The organism is Halomonas meridiana, from assembly GCF_009846525.1.
Classification (GTDB): domain Bacteria; phylum Pseudomonadota; class Gammaproteobacteria; order Pseudomonadales; family Halomonadaceae; genus Vreelandella.
Window position 1 is genome coordinate 1,195,113 of record NZ_CP024621.1, and the last position, 12,751, is coordinate 1,207,863.

Annotated in this window: 12 protein-coding genes, 1 tRNA gene and 1 other annotated feature; of the genes, 10 read left to right on the forward strand and 3 right to left on the reverse strand. The window is 50.5% G+C overall.

From position 1 onward, the window contains the following. Nucleotides 1-54: 54 nt before the first annotated feature. The 4 genes from queF (at nt 55) to CTT34_RS05875 (ending at nt 2,187) form a co-directional block, all read left to right on the forward strand. Entirely contained in the window at nt 55-888 is an 834-nt protein-coding gene (queF, locus tag CTT34_RS05860; protein WP_159341599.1) for an NADPH-dependent 7-cyano-7-deazaguanine reductase QueF, read from the forward strand. Nucleotides 889-916: 28 nt separating this feature from the next. Continuing rightward, a complete protein-coding gene (locus CTT34_RS05865; protein WP_159341600.1) occupies nt 917-1,477 on the forward strand; it encodes a nitroreductase family protein in 561 nt (186 codons plus the stop codon). Between the two features lie 23 nt (nt 1,478-1,500). Further along, nucleotides 1,501-2,007: a YiiD C-terminal domain-containing protein gene (locus CTT34_RS05870; protein ID WP_159341601.1), complete on the forward strand. Its 507-nt coding sequence runs from the start codon at nt 1,501-1,503 to the stop codon at nt 2,005-2,007. A 92-nt stretch (nt 2,008-2,099) separates the two neighbouring features. Further along, nucleotides 2,100-2,187: transfer RNA gene (locus CTT34_RS05875), tRNA-Ser, on the forward strand. Nucleotides 2,188-3,299: 1,112 nt separating this feature from the next. Here the strand turns inward: CTT34_RS05875 and CTT34_RS05880 are convergent. Then, nucleotides 3,300-3,995, reverse strand: a complete 696-nt coding sequence (locus CTT34_RS05880) for a hypothetical protein (RefSeq protein ID WP_159341602.1) — start codon at nt 3,993-3,995, stop codon at nt 3,300-3,302. Nucleotides 3,996-4,252: 257 nt separating this feature from the next. Between CTT34_RS05880 and CTT34_RS05885 the strand changes: the two genes are divergently transcribed. The 6 genes from CTT34_RS05885 to CTT34_RS05910 all read left to right on the forward strand — a co-directional run bounded on the left by CTT34_RS05885 (nt 4,253) and on the right by CTT34_RS05910 (nt 11,277). Beyond that, nucleotides 4,253-5,866: a helix-turn-helix domain-containing protein gene (locus tag CTT34_RS05885; protein WP_159341603.1), complete on the forward strand. Its 1,614-nt coding sequence runs from the start codon at nt 4,253-4,255 to the stop codon at nt 5,864-5,866. Nucleotides 5,867-5,944: 78 nt separating this feature from the next. Then, nucleotides 5,945-6,145, forward strand: coding sequence for a helix-turn-helix transcriptional regulator (locus tag CTT34_RS05890; RefSeq protein ID WP_153843651.1), 201 nt, complete (start codon nt 5,945-5,947; stop codon nt 6,143-6,145). Nucleotides 6,146-6,585: 440 nt separating this feature from the next. Continuing rightward, nucleotides 6,586-7,119, forward strand: coding sequence for an inovirus Gp2 family protein (locus tag CTT34_RS18615; protein ID WP_287706254.1), 534 nt, complete (start codon nt 6,586-6,588; stop codon nt 7,117-7,119). Between the two features lie 836 nt (nt 7,120-7,955). Further along, nucleotides 7,956-8,648 (forward strand): PDC sensor domain-containing protein, encoded by a 693-nt coding sequence (locus CTT34_RS05900; RefSeq protein ID WP_159341605.1) that lies wholly within the window; start codon nt 7,956-7,958, stop codon nt 8,646-8,648. A gap of 12 nt (nt 8,649-8,660) precedes the next feature. Continuing rightward, nucleotides 8,661-9,877, forward strand: a protein-coding gene (locus CTT34_RS05905; RefSeq protein ID WP_159340751.1) for an IS3 family transposase whose coding sequence is annotated in 2 segments (ribosomal slippage) — nt 8,661-8,946 and nt 8,946-9,877 — 1,218 coding nt in all. Because the reading frame shifts where the segments join, the coding sequence is not laid out codon by codon here. Further along, nucleotides 8,936-9,052 (forward strand) — a sequence feature (AL1L pseudoknot). Its footprint overlaps the gene before it by 117 nt. 41 nt (nt 9,878-9,918) lie before the next feature. Continuing rightward, nucleotides 9,919-11,277, forward strand: a complete 1,359-nt coding sequence (locus CTT34_RS05910) for a diguanylate cyclase (protein WP_159341606.1) — start codon at nt 9,919-9,921, stop codon at nt 11,275-11,277. A gap of 152 nt (nt 11,278-11,429) precedes the next feature. Here the strand turns inward: CTT34_RS05910 and CTT34_RS05915 are convergent, their stop codons facing one another. Beyond that, nucleotides 11,430-11,846, reverse strand: coding sequence for a hypothetical protein (locus CTT34_RS05915; protein ID WP_159341607.1), 417 nt, complete (start codon nt 11,844-11,846; stop codon nt 11,430-11,432). Between the two features lie 131 nt (nt 11,847-11,977). Then, nucleotides 11,978-12,748, reverse strand: coding sequence for a copper resistance protein B (locus tag CTT34_RS05920; protein WP_159341608.1), 771 nt, complete (start codon nt 12,746-12,748; stop codon nt 11,978-11,980). Between the last annotated feature and the right edge of the window lie 3 nt (nt 12,749-12,751).

Consider the following 12,751-nt stretch of genomic DNA (forward strand, 5'->3'; position numbering starts at 1 on the left):
TTCACGGCCTGACTGCAATGCCCTTATTGAACTAGCACGACTGAGAGAGTTTCCATGGCACATCGCCCCGACACTTTAGAACACGCGCCCCTGGGGCGCGATTCCGTTTACCCAGAGCAGTACGATGCGGGGTTGTTGTATCCGATTCCCCGTGCTGCCAACCGCGCGCCGCTTGGTATTGAAGAGGGCGCGCTGCCGTTTGTCGGCGAAGACGAGTGGCACGCGTTCGAGGTCTCTTGGCTCAACGCGCGTGGCAAACCCATCGTTGCGGTGGCGCGGTTTCGCTTGCCCGCCAGCTCGCCTCATCTCATCGAGTCCAAATCCTGGAAACTCTACCTCAACAGCCTCAACCAAACGCGCTTTGCCAGCCAAGCCGAGGTGGAGAAGACGTTGGTACACGACCTGAGCCGCGCTGCCGGTGCCAGCGTTAGCGTCGAGTTGCTGGGCGTTGATGACAGTGAACTGGCGCCCAAGCGCCTGCCAGGGGAGTGCTTAGACGACCTGGATATTGAGGTGAGCGACTACACGCCAAGTGCCACGCACCTTGCTACCCGTGATGAGATCGTCGAAGAGACCCTGCATTCGCATCTGCTAAAATCTAACTGCCCGGTGACCGGTCAGCCGGATTGGGGAAGCGTTTTGATTCGCTATAAAGGCCCCAAGCTCGACCGAGAAGGGCTACTGCGCTACCTGATTGGCTACCGGCAGCACCAGGATTTTCACGAGCACTGCGTCGAGCATATCTTCACTGATTTAATGCAGCAGGCGAAGCCGGAAGAGTTGCTGGTGTTGGCGCGCTACGTGCGTCGTGGCGGCTTGGACATCAGCCCGTGGCGTGCCACACCGGGTTTGGCACCCCCTAGCCCGCTGCGCCTGGCGCGCCAGTAACGCTCACCCTAACGGATAAGGAGTCACCATGGACGCCCTCACGCTGCTTCACGAACGTAGCTCCATGGGCAAGCTCGCTGAGCCTGCCCCCAGCGCCGACCAGCTCAGCGCCATCTATCAAGCGGCGCTTCGTGCCCCCGACCACAAAGAGCTGCGACCGTGGCGCTTCATCGAATTCACCGGTGAAGGCCGGGAGCGCCTGGGCGAGCTGTTTGCCGAAGCGGAGTTTCAGGAAGACCCTCACGCGAGCGACGAGACGCTCAACGCCGCCCGTAAAAAGCCTTTACGCGCGCCGATGATCATTGCCGTGATTGCCAAGGTCACCCCGGATATTCCCAAGGTGCCCAAGATGGAGCAGGTGATTTCCGCAGGCTGTGCCGCTCACGGCATCCTGCTGGCGGCTCATGCGCTCGGTCTTGGGGCCATGTGGCGCAGCGGAAAATACGCGTTCGACCCCGTGGTGCGTAAGGGGTTAGGGCTTGATGAAGAAGATGAGGTCGTCGCCTTCATCTATCTGGGTAGCGTGGGCGGTCGCCACAAGCCTCTTCCCCAGCACGACACGGCAGATTTCGTCGAACGTTGGCAATAATCGCCGCCGTCAAGGAGAGCGACATGCGCCCAACACGCCAGCCGGGTATGCCACACCCACGATTGCCGCTGCCGGAAGGAGAAGAGGATCTCATCGCTTTCCAGCGCTGGTTGGAGGCCGCCATTCCCATGGTGGCAGCGCTTGGTATTACCCGTATGAGCCAAGCCAACGGTGCACTCACGTGGCAACTGGCGCTGACGCCCAATCTCAACGACAAAGGCACTGGCTTCGGTGGGGCGCTGACCGCGCAAACCACGCTGCAAGGCTGGTGTTGGGTCACCCTGTGGCTTCGCCAGCAGGGCAGGGCGCAAGACGTGGTGGTCGCCGAGGCTAGCCAACGTTTTCTCGCCCCGGTCACCGGTGACTACCGCATGACCTGTGCCCCCAGCCATCCGGATGGCCCTGCAAAGCTCGCCGCCAAACTCAGCGAGCGAGGCAAGGGCAGTATCGAATTGACCCACCAGCTCTACTGCGGTGATGCGCTCTGTTTAGAAGCCACAGGCCGTTACGCCGTGCTGCCAAACGCCTAGTCAGGAAAAAGGCTTGCTATTTCACGGCTTAGACCATAGAATATGCGCCGTTCTGTTGAGAAAGGCAGCGCCTAACAGCAGAGCTGAAATGTGGAGAGGTGTCCGAGTGGTCGAAGGAGCACGCCTGGAAAGTGTGTAAGTCGAAAGGCTTCGAGGGTTCGAATCCCTCCCTCTCCGCCAAGAATATAGATTAAGCCGCTGATTTCAGCGGCTTTTTTGGTTTTATAGTTTTATCAGTCCCCCAATTAGTCCCCCAGCGCTCCCAGGTGGTAGGAGAGTGCGTCTCGGCTGTCTTGCTACTGCCGTTGTCCGATAATCGCCAGCCGATGATCTCGCGTGTATAGCAGTCAATGATGACCGTTAGGCTACCTATCCTTACTACACCATAGTGTGACAAGTCGGTTGCCCAACGCTCATCCGTCCTTGAGGAAGCTGACGGTAGGCTCCTGGCTCAAGACCGAAAGTCTTGAGGCCGCTTGCGTACCTGCCAAACCTTCAGTCGAAAGATGTGCTGTATAGGCTTGCGGGTCACACTCCAGACGGCGATAGCCGTAAGTAGGAGAGTGCTCCAAGGCTAGTTTTACTTGGCTGACCAGCTCAGTATTGATCAAGCTGGGTTGGTTTATAACGTCCTCCTGATGGCTGCACTATAAACTGTGCAGCTACGAAGGGGCACTTCAATAGTTCAAGGGTAATCTAAAATACTTTGGAATTTAATGGCTTCACCTTTTTCACAGTATTGATGTTATTGCTTTGATTGCTATGGTTTTCATGGGACTCAGCAGTGGATTATCACTAACCCAGCCAATAGCCTCAACCAACGCTAAATAGGAAATCGAATTAATTGTGAATCGCCAATGACGTTCTAGGCCATCGTGCGGACTTTAGTGTTATTTTTGATACCACCAGGAGCGTGTATTTCCATTTTTAAAGTGAGCGATAAGGTGGTCTTAGTAAGGGCTTCTGTATTCTCCATAGAAGTTAAAGAGCTTGGCTTTTTCTCTGAAACCTCTAGCTAAATATTGAGTTTGACCATGATGCGTTAAAATAGAATTAAAACTTTTATTTACACTTCGTGAACTGCGATTTTTGTTAATTGTGCCTTGTCTGGTACGTGCTCATCACGTTAATAAGAGCCCTCCGTTAATCAAGTTGTAATAAGCCTAACTGTGTTTGCTCTGTGGAATTTCACGAAATAGGCAGTCTTTATGTTTAGGTTGATGTAAGTGTTAAGTGTGACGATATTGCTGAATTTCAGGTTGCCATCTTCAAGTTTTAATGATTGGCGTTTTTTAGTAGTAGTAAAAGCCATATTTACAACCTTTTTTTAAGGCTTTTTCAAGTGTTTCAGGGTTTATAGAGCCGTCAGGAGACTGCATGATAGAGATTGTAGTCGCTAGCTCTGTAACGCGTTCTCTGACTAATTTAAAATAAATGGTGCGTAGGTTAAAGTCTTTAGATGGATCTCCTCCATTCTTCAGTACTTCAAGGCTACAGCGGTGGTTAATTTCGTTCATCAATTCATCGATCAAACTATCCACGTCACTTTGATGTATATATTGTTGTGCTACATCTAAAAACGAATCGCTTAAATTGCTGGTTTCTTTAGCTATAAAATTCTTTTTTCCCAGCGCCTCGTTAATAAGGTCGCTGAGTGTTTGTGCTTGAGACTGTTTACGCTTTTTCGCTAAAAGCTTTAGTTGCTTTATTTTTTTCTCTGGGATTTGAAGAGAGACTGGGTTGCCATTCTTCTTACGGTATTGGTACGTATTCCAGGCTCCTTTCATTTGCCTGCTGGCTTCTCGATATTCAGCTTCATCAGGAAGCTTCTTCAAGCTTTTAGCCATCTCAACATAACCGTACTCAGCAGGCGGTTTTACCGAAATGAACGCCGTAGAACCTTTGAAAATCTTACGCGCCAAGTAACTAGCTATCCACTCCAGCTGAGCAGGATCACGAGTTACGATCCAATCGAAAGGTTGAGTCATGAACAATTTCCACTAGTGAATTAGATATATCTAATTTTTTTGAGTCGGCTGTCACATGTCAAATACATTGTACACATGCAATGTACGGTTTCAATGGTTAATTACAATGTAATAGAACAACGTAAAAAAGTGAATTGTTAAAAGTCCGTGAAATCGGATTTTTATTTTTTGTAGAATGCCGTAAGCTGCATGCTATGCACACATCCATTCTGACCTACAAGAACGCTCGCCTAACGCCCGAAGAACGATGGCTACTGATGCAGTGGGCGTCTGTGATAGGCGCTGACCAGAGCTTTGATGGCACGTTGAAGGATCTCTTCATGAGCCTAGGCATGACGTATGCGCAAGGCCGTCGAGCCTGGGGTTGTCTCATAAAAAAACACGGAGAAAGGCAAAACCAGTTTATTGAGATTGAGCGGCTACCTATTAAAGGACCAGGACGGCCAGCGGTACGTTATCGTTTATCAGCAAAGTTTGTGAAAGAACTACAGAAGTATCCGTTGTCTTCTACGCACCACGTAGAAGAAATAGCCACACTTACCAAAACGACCCTACTATCTGCTGAAAATAAAAATAAGGATCTGGTAAGAGATGGACGTCGCCGCCGTTCAAGGTTGACCTTGCCTAACCGGTGGCTATTAATGGTGTTGCTAGCTCATGCTGATACGCCAGGTGTAATAACCAGCCTTGGAATATCAACAATACGTCACCTCACTGGGATGTCACGCTCCCGCATAGATAGGCAACTGAAGAAATTGGTCGATTTAGGTATCGTTGCTCACCATGAGCCAGGGCGATACTCACACCAAGCTAAAAAACGCAAAACCTCTATTTATCTGCTTGATTTAGCCCACCCCTCATTTGGAAAACACACAAGAACGCCCATTACAATTGTGTCGCCGCCTTCAAGCACCAAACCCGAGGTAACGGAATCAACAAAAGGTGAAATAAAAAGAACGGAGTTAGTCGGTGGAATAGTGGATGCAGTGATGACTGCAGGGGTATGCAGCTTGCAAATCGAAGCATTGTTGAAGGAGTACAATGCCAACAAGGGTTCTGATAGTACCGTGTCAGACGATACTAAGGATGAATCAAAACGAGAGCATGATCCTTATCGCGAGGCTAAAAAATATCAAGAGAGATACAACGAAATCAAAATGGTTTTTGACCTGGCGCTATCAATGCTGCCAAGCACACGTTATCTAGAAGGTGGCGTTGAAGAACTTCTTAAGCGCTACGATGTGGAGGATGCAAACTGGTTACTTACCAGTGTTCATATCGATACTTGTCGTCTGCTAACTTCCTCCTGGAATGAATTGAAAGAAGGTTGTTCCGGGCCTGAACAGCCACAACATGACGTTATAGTGGCGACTGCTCGTCGTTTAGGCATAACGCCTGAATATGTGATCGAAACGAAACCTGAGCAGGAGTCAGAATGGGCGTCTGAAAAAGCAGACAACTATACAAAGGCCTTGGACGATAAGCCTCCCACAGTAGAACCAATAACAGAACAATTCTCTTATCACCCCTTGGCGCTACTGTTTTATGCCCTGTCACATCACCTAGCCAAACAGCTTCAGCGTGACATCATCCGTAATGGACACGGAGACGACGAAGCAATGACCTACATGCTTGTGCCTGTTTTTCCCAATTCACCTAACGGCTCGACCTTACCCGCGTTTCAACTACGTAGCTATGGCCTGCGTTCCGAAGATGCCGGTAAAGAGCCAACGACCACTATATCCCGCAGCCCTGTCAGCGAGGATCTAAAAACCTATTGGCAAACACATCATCAGGATTGCCTTTCAGCTATCAATGATGAGCCAGATGATGGCACAGAGTCTGACGCTCAAGAGCCGAGCGACGCATGACCACCAGTCGCCAAAGTCACTCTCCAATTAAAAAATACTCACCTGCCTCATCTCATGAACGAATAACAGGAGTTCGTCATGAGCAACCGACTCATCCGCATCAAAGACGTCATGGATCGCACCGGGCTGGCTAGATCGACGGTCTACAAGTACATCAACCTTGGGCAGTTCCCTCAGCCCATCAAGCTGGGCACTCGGGCTGTTGCCTGGGTCGAGCGCGAGGTGGAAGCCTGGATCTGCGAAAGCATCGAGCGCAGAGATCAAGTAGTGCTGAAGTAACTCAACCTTTCCTCATTTAATTGAAGAGTGATTATTCGCTAACGGCGACTCACTCCCACCAGCAACCATCAGTACCTATCGGTCACTACCCATTCCCAAGAACCTTGTTTAATTATTATTATTTAAATCAATTAGTTAAATCAAAGGGTAATGGAAGGGGCATCAAGCCCCGTACCTGAGTAGCGAGCGTAAAGGTAGCCATCCACACGTATCCGTCTCAATGAATCCAGCCTCCGCTGGAGGCTTCGTCGTGCCTGACATACATGCTCATGCCTCCGAAGGCATGGGTCGATCTCACTATCGAGGTAATTAAAATGCTTCAACGACACCCATCAAACGCTAATTTGTGCTTGAACGCTGCTTCTACCTTCAACGGGCTTGCTCTCCAAGTGAAACATCTCCCAATGACCGATGAATACCTTCAGGCCCTTTACAATACAATGCACAAGGCTCTCGCTGACTACCCTCGCGTGCTAGCCTTCAGAGTCGATCCTGTCATTCCTACAACGATAAGTGACCGGATGAGGCCGGAGGATCACAAAGGCCTTATCGCAAGGTTCATCGCTTCCTTGAAAGCGATTATCAAACATGATCGTGAGAGTAAACGCCAAGCTGGCTGGGTGCCTGACACTAAGGTGCGCTACGTGTGGTGCCGGGAGATTGGCCTTAACGGCAAGCCGCACTATCACTTCTTCTTCCTACTGAATCGTGACGCGTATCACATGCCAGGTAAGGCAGGCTCTCAAAACGAGAACCTTATCAGCCGGGTGTCACGTGCTTGGTACAGCGCGCTGGGAATCACGTGGAACCCTCAAGAGCCATGGGTACACATACCTGCTAACCCGTACTACTGGATCGACCGAGGTGACCTGACTAGCTTTGAGCAGGCTTTCACACGTGCCTCTTATCTCTGTAAAACGAATACAAAGCAGTACGGGCTAGGTGTACGAGCGTTTGGCACCAGTCGTCACTGAAAGTCTCATGATGATCATTGAGCAAGGCTGCTAAGCAGCGCTTTGCCCCCATGCCCCCACACCGCTAAACTCGGCTCACTCTTTTGTGGGGGCTAGGTATCCGCCATGCCCACGGTTACTGCCATACATGGAATCATCAATGAGCCACACCGTTACGCTGCAACAGCTGGAAACCCCAGTAGGACTTTAACCTGTGAGCAAGGGATTATGAGTGCAACCAAACAAACTTTGGGATCGCGCCTGCAATGCGGAAACAAAGGTTTTTCAATGAGTTAAGTTTTCCATGGTTTACATTACCCACATGGTTTTCACCCTGTTAGCAGCCAAATGACAACCAGGCGGCAACCAATTGACAACCAAATTACCACCGCTGCAGCAAGACGAGGGTGACTACATAGCAGGCTGCATAAAGCGGCTTAGACAGTGAATCAGGGAACAACCTGATAAGCGCACCATTGGAAAAGCAGGCTTCTGCGCTCAGCCCTACCTTCCGTCAGCAGACGTTGAGCCAATTCGTTCACTGTTTGTAAAGCTTCATTCCATGTAGCGGGCTCATCATGATAAACCAGTGAGCCAATAAAACGCTCGTAGCGATACGGATGGATGGGGTTGGTCTTTAAGCACCCGAGGCCATAGAGCAGCTTAACTGCTGGGCTAGTGACAAATTGTGTATGCTGGTTGCCGGACGGAGCCACTGCCCAGCGCGTAGCGGCTCCGTTCCTCTTTTGTTACGTATATTTCATTCAGCACTTTTGCAACTGTTATGATGACTACACTTTTTCCGAAAGGTAGGTGAGGCGCAACAGCGTTGATACCTCGCCCACCAGGTACAGTTCATGACATTGATATCTAATAAAAATGCTTCTTCCAAGCATCGCCCCCAACACTCGTTCATACGCTTGATCATGTTTCCCTTTGCTACTTTGCGTGGGCGCTTGGTCGTTGGTGCCGTAGTGCTGTGGAGCTTGCTTTGTCTTGTCATCTTAACGTTCGGTTGGCAGGCAGGTAAGTACCTGGTTAATGAGACTAATCACCAGCATCTGCGTTATGAGACAGAGCTCATCAGTAACTCGATCACCCTTCAGGTGAATGAGCGGCTCAGAGAACTTGAACGCTTGGCCGAGAGGGTTCCGCTGCCTAGAGAAGGGGCTCTATTTGAACAGCATGGTCACAAGTTGGAACCTCTCTTCGAAGCGCTAATACTCTTTGATACGAGTAGCCAAGTCGTTGATGAATGGCCTATCGACGGAGGACGCCGTGGCAACAATTTCGCCGACCGGGAATATGCTCGATTCATGAGCGCTTTTAAAACGCCTTATGTCAGTGAACCTCTCATGGGTCGCATCACTAACACGCCGTTGGTGCTCATGCTAGTTCCTCTTCGTGACGATGAGGGACACTACACAGGTTTCTTAGGTGGGTTAGTTAACCTCAAGCAAAGCCAGCTATTTAGAAACTTTGACCTACTTCGATTAGGTGAAGGTGGCTATGTGAACCGCCCCGGCTTTACCGGAGACTCCATATCTTGAGAGGATGGAGTTATGAACTCACCAAAACGATATTCCCCAGAAGTCCGGGAGCGAGCTGTTCGATTAGTCCTTGAACAGCAAGGCGAATACCCGTCCAAGTGGGCGGCGATCTGCTCCATTGCCAGCAAGTTCGGCTGTACACCAGAGACTTTGAGAGCCTGGTGCAAACGCACAGAACTCACGCAGGAAAACAGCTCGGTTAACCTGCCTGAAAATGAACGACTCAAGCAGCTAGAGCGTGAAAACGTCGAATTGAAGCGCGCTAATGAAATTCTCCGTAAGGCGGCTGCTTTTTTCGCCCAGGCGGAGCTCGACCGCAAACCCAATTGATGGTGTCATTTATCGACGAGCATCGTGCTCAGTTCGGGGTCGAGTCGATTTGTAGTCAACTGCCAATCGCCCCATCGACGTATTACCACCACAAGGCACTTGAAGCTGATCCTGAACGGCGGGCAGACCGGTATCGACAGGATGCGTTTCTTACCGCTGAGATTCAGCGCGTGTGGGAAGAAAACTTCTGCGTCTACGGTGCCCGTAAGGTCTGGCGGCAACTCCGCCGTGAAGGCGTTAATGTTGCTCGTTGCACTGTAGAACGGCTCATGCGCCGCCTAGGAATTCGCGGCGTGGTGCGAGGCCAACGCCCCTTCACGACCCTCAGTGATCCCGGCCAGAAACGGGCACCTGATTTAGTGAAACGTGACTTTACGGCTATGCGTCCTAATCAGCTTTGGGTAGCCGATTTTACCTATGTCGCTACCTGGTCTGGCTTCGTTTACGTTGCGTTCGTTATCGATGTTTATGCACGCTGTATCGTGGGTTGGCGTGTAGCGACGTCGATGAGAACGGCACTGGTGCTGGACGCTCTGGAGCAAGCTCTGTGGGCACGAAAACACAGACAAGGGTTGATCCATCATAGTGATAGGGGAAGCCAATATCTCTCGATCCGCTACACCGAGCGTATGGCTGACGAGGGTATCAATGCCTCAGTCGGCACCACCGGCGACTCCTACGACAATGCGCTGGCTGAAACCATCATCGGCTTGTTCAAAACGGAGGTGATCCATCATCGTGGCCCATGGAGGGGACTGGATGCCGTTGAGTATGCCACGCTGGAGTGGGTTGACTGGTTCAACAACCGCCGACTGCTGGAACCCATCGGAAACGTTCCACCAGCAGAACGAGAAAGGACGTATTATCGTCAACTGGAAGAGTCGGGTGAAGCTGCTTGACTCAAACAAACCGGTCTCCGGAATAACCGGGGCGGTTCAATGTGACGATTACGACAGCGTCTGGTCAACGCATCTACGACCCTTACCAAACAGACGCCATCGTGACATTACCTAGCACCATTTCACCTGTCTTAGCACAGGCGCTGGATGGCTGGGAAGGTGAGAGTCATGAGCGCTCACTATCCGGAGAAGATCAACTGGTTGCCTATCGACAAATTTGGCCTGCGAATTGGATTGTCGGTGTGCATCTGCCACAAGTGCAAGCTGAAGCACCTCTTATTGCGGGTATGAAGAAAATTACCACCTACGTATGGGGCATACTCATCTTTATTTTGCCTCTTATCTGGATATTGATTTGGATGGCGTTGCGACCTCTAACGCATCTTGCTCGGCAGGTACTGGAGCTACGAAGTGGTTTCCGCCCTGTATTGGATATTCCGACCACGATGAAAGAACTTCGCCGTGTCGTTGATGTGATTAACGTGACGGAACTTGCTCGCCAGGGGGTCTTACGTGACTTAGCCGAACGTGAAGCTTTATTGAGAGGTACGTTGTCTGCGTCTCCACAAGGCATGTTTGTAACGGATCAGCGTGGCCGATTGACGTTTATCAACGATGCGTTACTTCAGCTTCTAGGCGATGATACTCCTCGAAGCATGCAAGCCTGGAGCCGCCGGATTCACCGTGATGACCGCCGAGATGTCAGAACAGCGTGGTTGCGCAGCCTTGTAAAACAAACGAATTTTGCGCGTCAATTTCGCTTTATAAGCGCCAATGAAGGCGTGCTCTGGCTAGATGTGAGTACCGCGGCTGTACGTGTTGAAGGGCATTTTATCGGGACTGTCGGCACAGTGCTCGATATCACTCAGCACCAACAAGACTATGCTCAAAAACGCTGGGAAGCAGAGCATGACTCTCTAACCGGTTTGCTCAATCGTCGCGGTCTGACGAGGCACCTCGAAGAGTTGCTTATTCAGTGGCAAGGCTCGGAAAAACCAACCGCGGTCATGCTTTTCGATTTAGATCACTTTAAGCCAGTCAACGATCAAGGGGGGCACGCTCTAGGCGACCAAATGCTTCAACAGATTGCGCGTATCGTACAGAGCGAAATTCGCAGTAGCGATTATGCCGCTCGACAAGGGGGAGATGAATTTGCCGTATTGCTACCGGGCTGTACTCCAGCACGTGCACTCACCATTGCCGAGTCTCTGCGTGCAAGCATCGCGGATAGCTCGATTGAGGCGCAAGGACGCCAATGGCAAGTGACCGCTAGTATAGGGGTCAGTCATTTCCATCAAGGTGACAAGACAATCGACGACATTCTTAGTCGTGCCGATACGGCCAGCTATCGGGCAAAGCAAAGTGGACGTAATAAGGTTGAAGGAGATGCCGATGGCTAGCCGAAAATCACTTTACCAAGCTGACACTTAGTTACTTTCGTCCAACTTAGGCCCTTAATGTATATCAAAGGCTCTTAGATTTGATATTCGCCTTACAGATTAAAAGGGCCAGCATGAAGGCTGGCCCTATATTTTAAATCATTGACTATATATTAATAGTCAACATGTAACTCATAGCGGTTATTGTCCTTTTCTTTAGCACCTCCCAATGCATTACCTGTTACTTCAAGCTGATAATTGCCTGGCTGCAATTGGCGAACCATTTCAAAATGGCCACGGGGGCTGGATGCTTCTGCCACCTGCTGTCCAGCTGCATTGTAAAGCACAGCAGAGATACGGTTACCAGTGCTGGTTGCGCCTGGGAAGTGCTCACTTACTATCTTCAGCGTAGTCGCTTGTTGAATGTTAATATTGAAACGCTTTGATTGGCCTTGGGCCAGCAATTGTGTAGAAGAGACGCCTCTTTCAAGTAGTGGCAGATCTTGGATGGTCGTCCCATAGTTAGCCAATGCAGGCGTTGAAAGAATGCTAGCTACAAGCGCTCCAAAGAGAATTGATTTAACTTTCATGATAACTACTCCAGTGGTTGGTTACATGGTTATATTAGCTGGGGTTTTTGAAATGAAGCTGAATATAAAAATAAAAATAATAAAAAACGCCACCATTTGGTGACGTTAAAAGTTACACACTGTCAGAGTCGTTAGAACATTAGTTTAACACCGGCAACAACTCCAGTATCTTCCGTGTTGTCGCCACTGGCTCGGGAGAGATCTGCAGTGTCGCCGTATTCTTTCTCCCAATAGGCACCGATGTAGGGGGCGAAGCGTCGGGTCACTTCGTAGCCTAGCCGTAGGCCAGCACGAACCGAGTTAAGGCCTTCGCCCACGCCAAATTCTTCAACTTCACTGGCGGCCACGGCAATTTCGGTGCGCGGCTGTAGGTAGAGCCGCTGAGTCAGGCGCAGATCGTATTCGCCTTCAAAACTGGCGGCCACGTCGCCATCTTCACTCACTTGTAATGCCACGTCGGTTTCAATGCCGTAGGGCATTACGCCTTGCAGGCCGACAACCCCATAGGTGCGTTCAGCGTGATCATCGGAGAAAACACCGCCTTGATAACCGATCCCCCCCTGTAACTCCCAAAAATCAGCCACTAAACGACTATAGAGTAGTTCCAAAGACTCAAACTCAGCATCTTCGCCGTCGCCCTGGACATTTTCGCCTTCTGACTTTAGGTAAATGCGGTTGATATCGCCGCCGTACCAGCCTTGAAAGTCCCATACCACGGCTTCTGGGCCTTTATCAGGCACGCTATATTCGAGCCGATCAAACAGTGCCATACCCATATTATGTTCCTCAGTGGGCGCTGGCCAACTGTCTGGTGCCGCATAGCCATCTTCGGCTTGAGCGGTCGTGGCGGCGGCCATGCCAAGGGCGGCGCTGGCGAGGGTTAAGTAGTGCTTGGTTTTCATACT

Bases quoted from the DNA above. Each gene is read 5' to 3' on its own strand.
- queF (WP_159341599.1), top strand. From the start codon at position 55: ATGGCACATCGCCCCGACACTTTAGAACACGCGCCCCTGGGGCGCGAT.
- CTT34_RS05865 (WP_159341600.1), top strand. From the start codon at position 917: ATGGACGCCCTCACGCTGCTTCACGAACGTAGCTCCATGGGCAAGCTC.
- CTT34_RS05870 (WP_159341601.1), top strand. From the start codon at position 1,501: ATGCGCCCAACACGCCAGCCGGGTATGCCACACCCACGATTGCCGCTG.
- CTT34_RS05880 (WP_159341602.1), bottom strand. From the start codon at position 3,995: ATGACTCAACCTTTCGATTGGATCGTAACTCGTGATCCTGCTCAGCTG.
- CTT34_RS05885 (WP_159341603.1), top strand. From the start codon at position 4,253: ATGCAGTGGGCGTCTGTGATAGGCGCTGACCAGAGCTTTGATGGCACG.
- CTT34_RS05890 (WP_153843651.1), top strand. From the start codon at position 5,945: ATGAGCAACCGACTCATCCGCATCAAAGACGTCATGGATCGCACCGGG.
- CTT34_RS18615 (WP_287706254.1), top strand. From the start codon at position 6,586: ATGCACAAGGCTCTCGCTGACTACCCTCGCGTGCTAGCCTTCAGAGTC.
- CTT34_RS05900 (WP_159341605.1), top strand. From the start codon at position 7,956: ATGACATTGATATCTAATAAAAATGCTTCTTCCAAGCATCGCCCCCAA.
- CTT34_RS05915 (WP_159341607.1), bottom strand. From the start codon at position 11,846: ATGAAAGTTAAATCAATTCTCTTTGGAGCGCTTGTAGCTAGCATTCTT.
- CTT34_RS05920 (WP_159341608.1), bottom strand. From the start codon at position 12,748: ATGAAAACCAAGCACTACTTAACCCTCGCCAGCGCCGCCCTTGGCATG.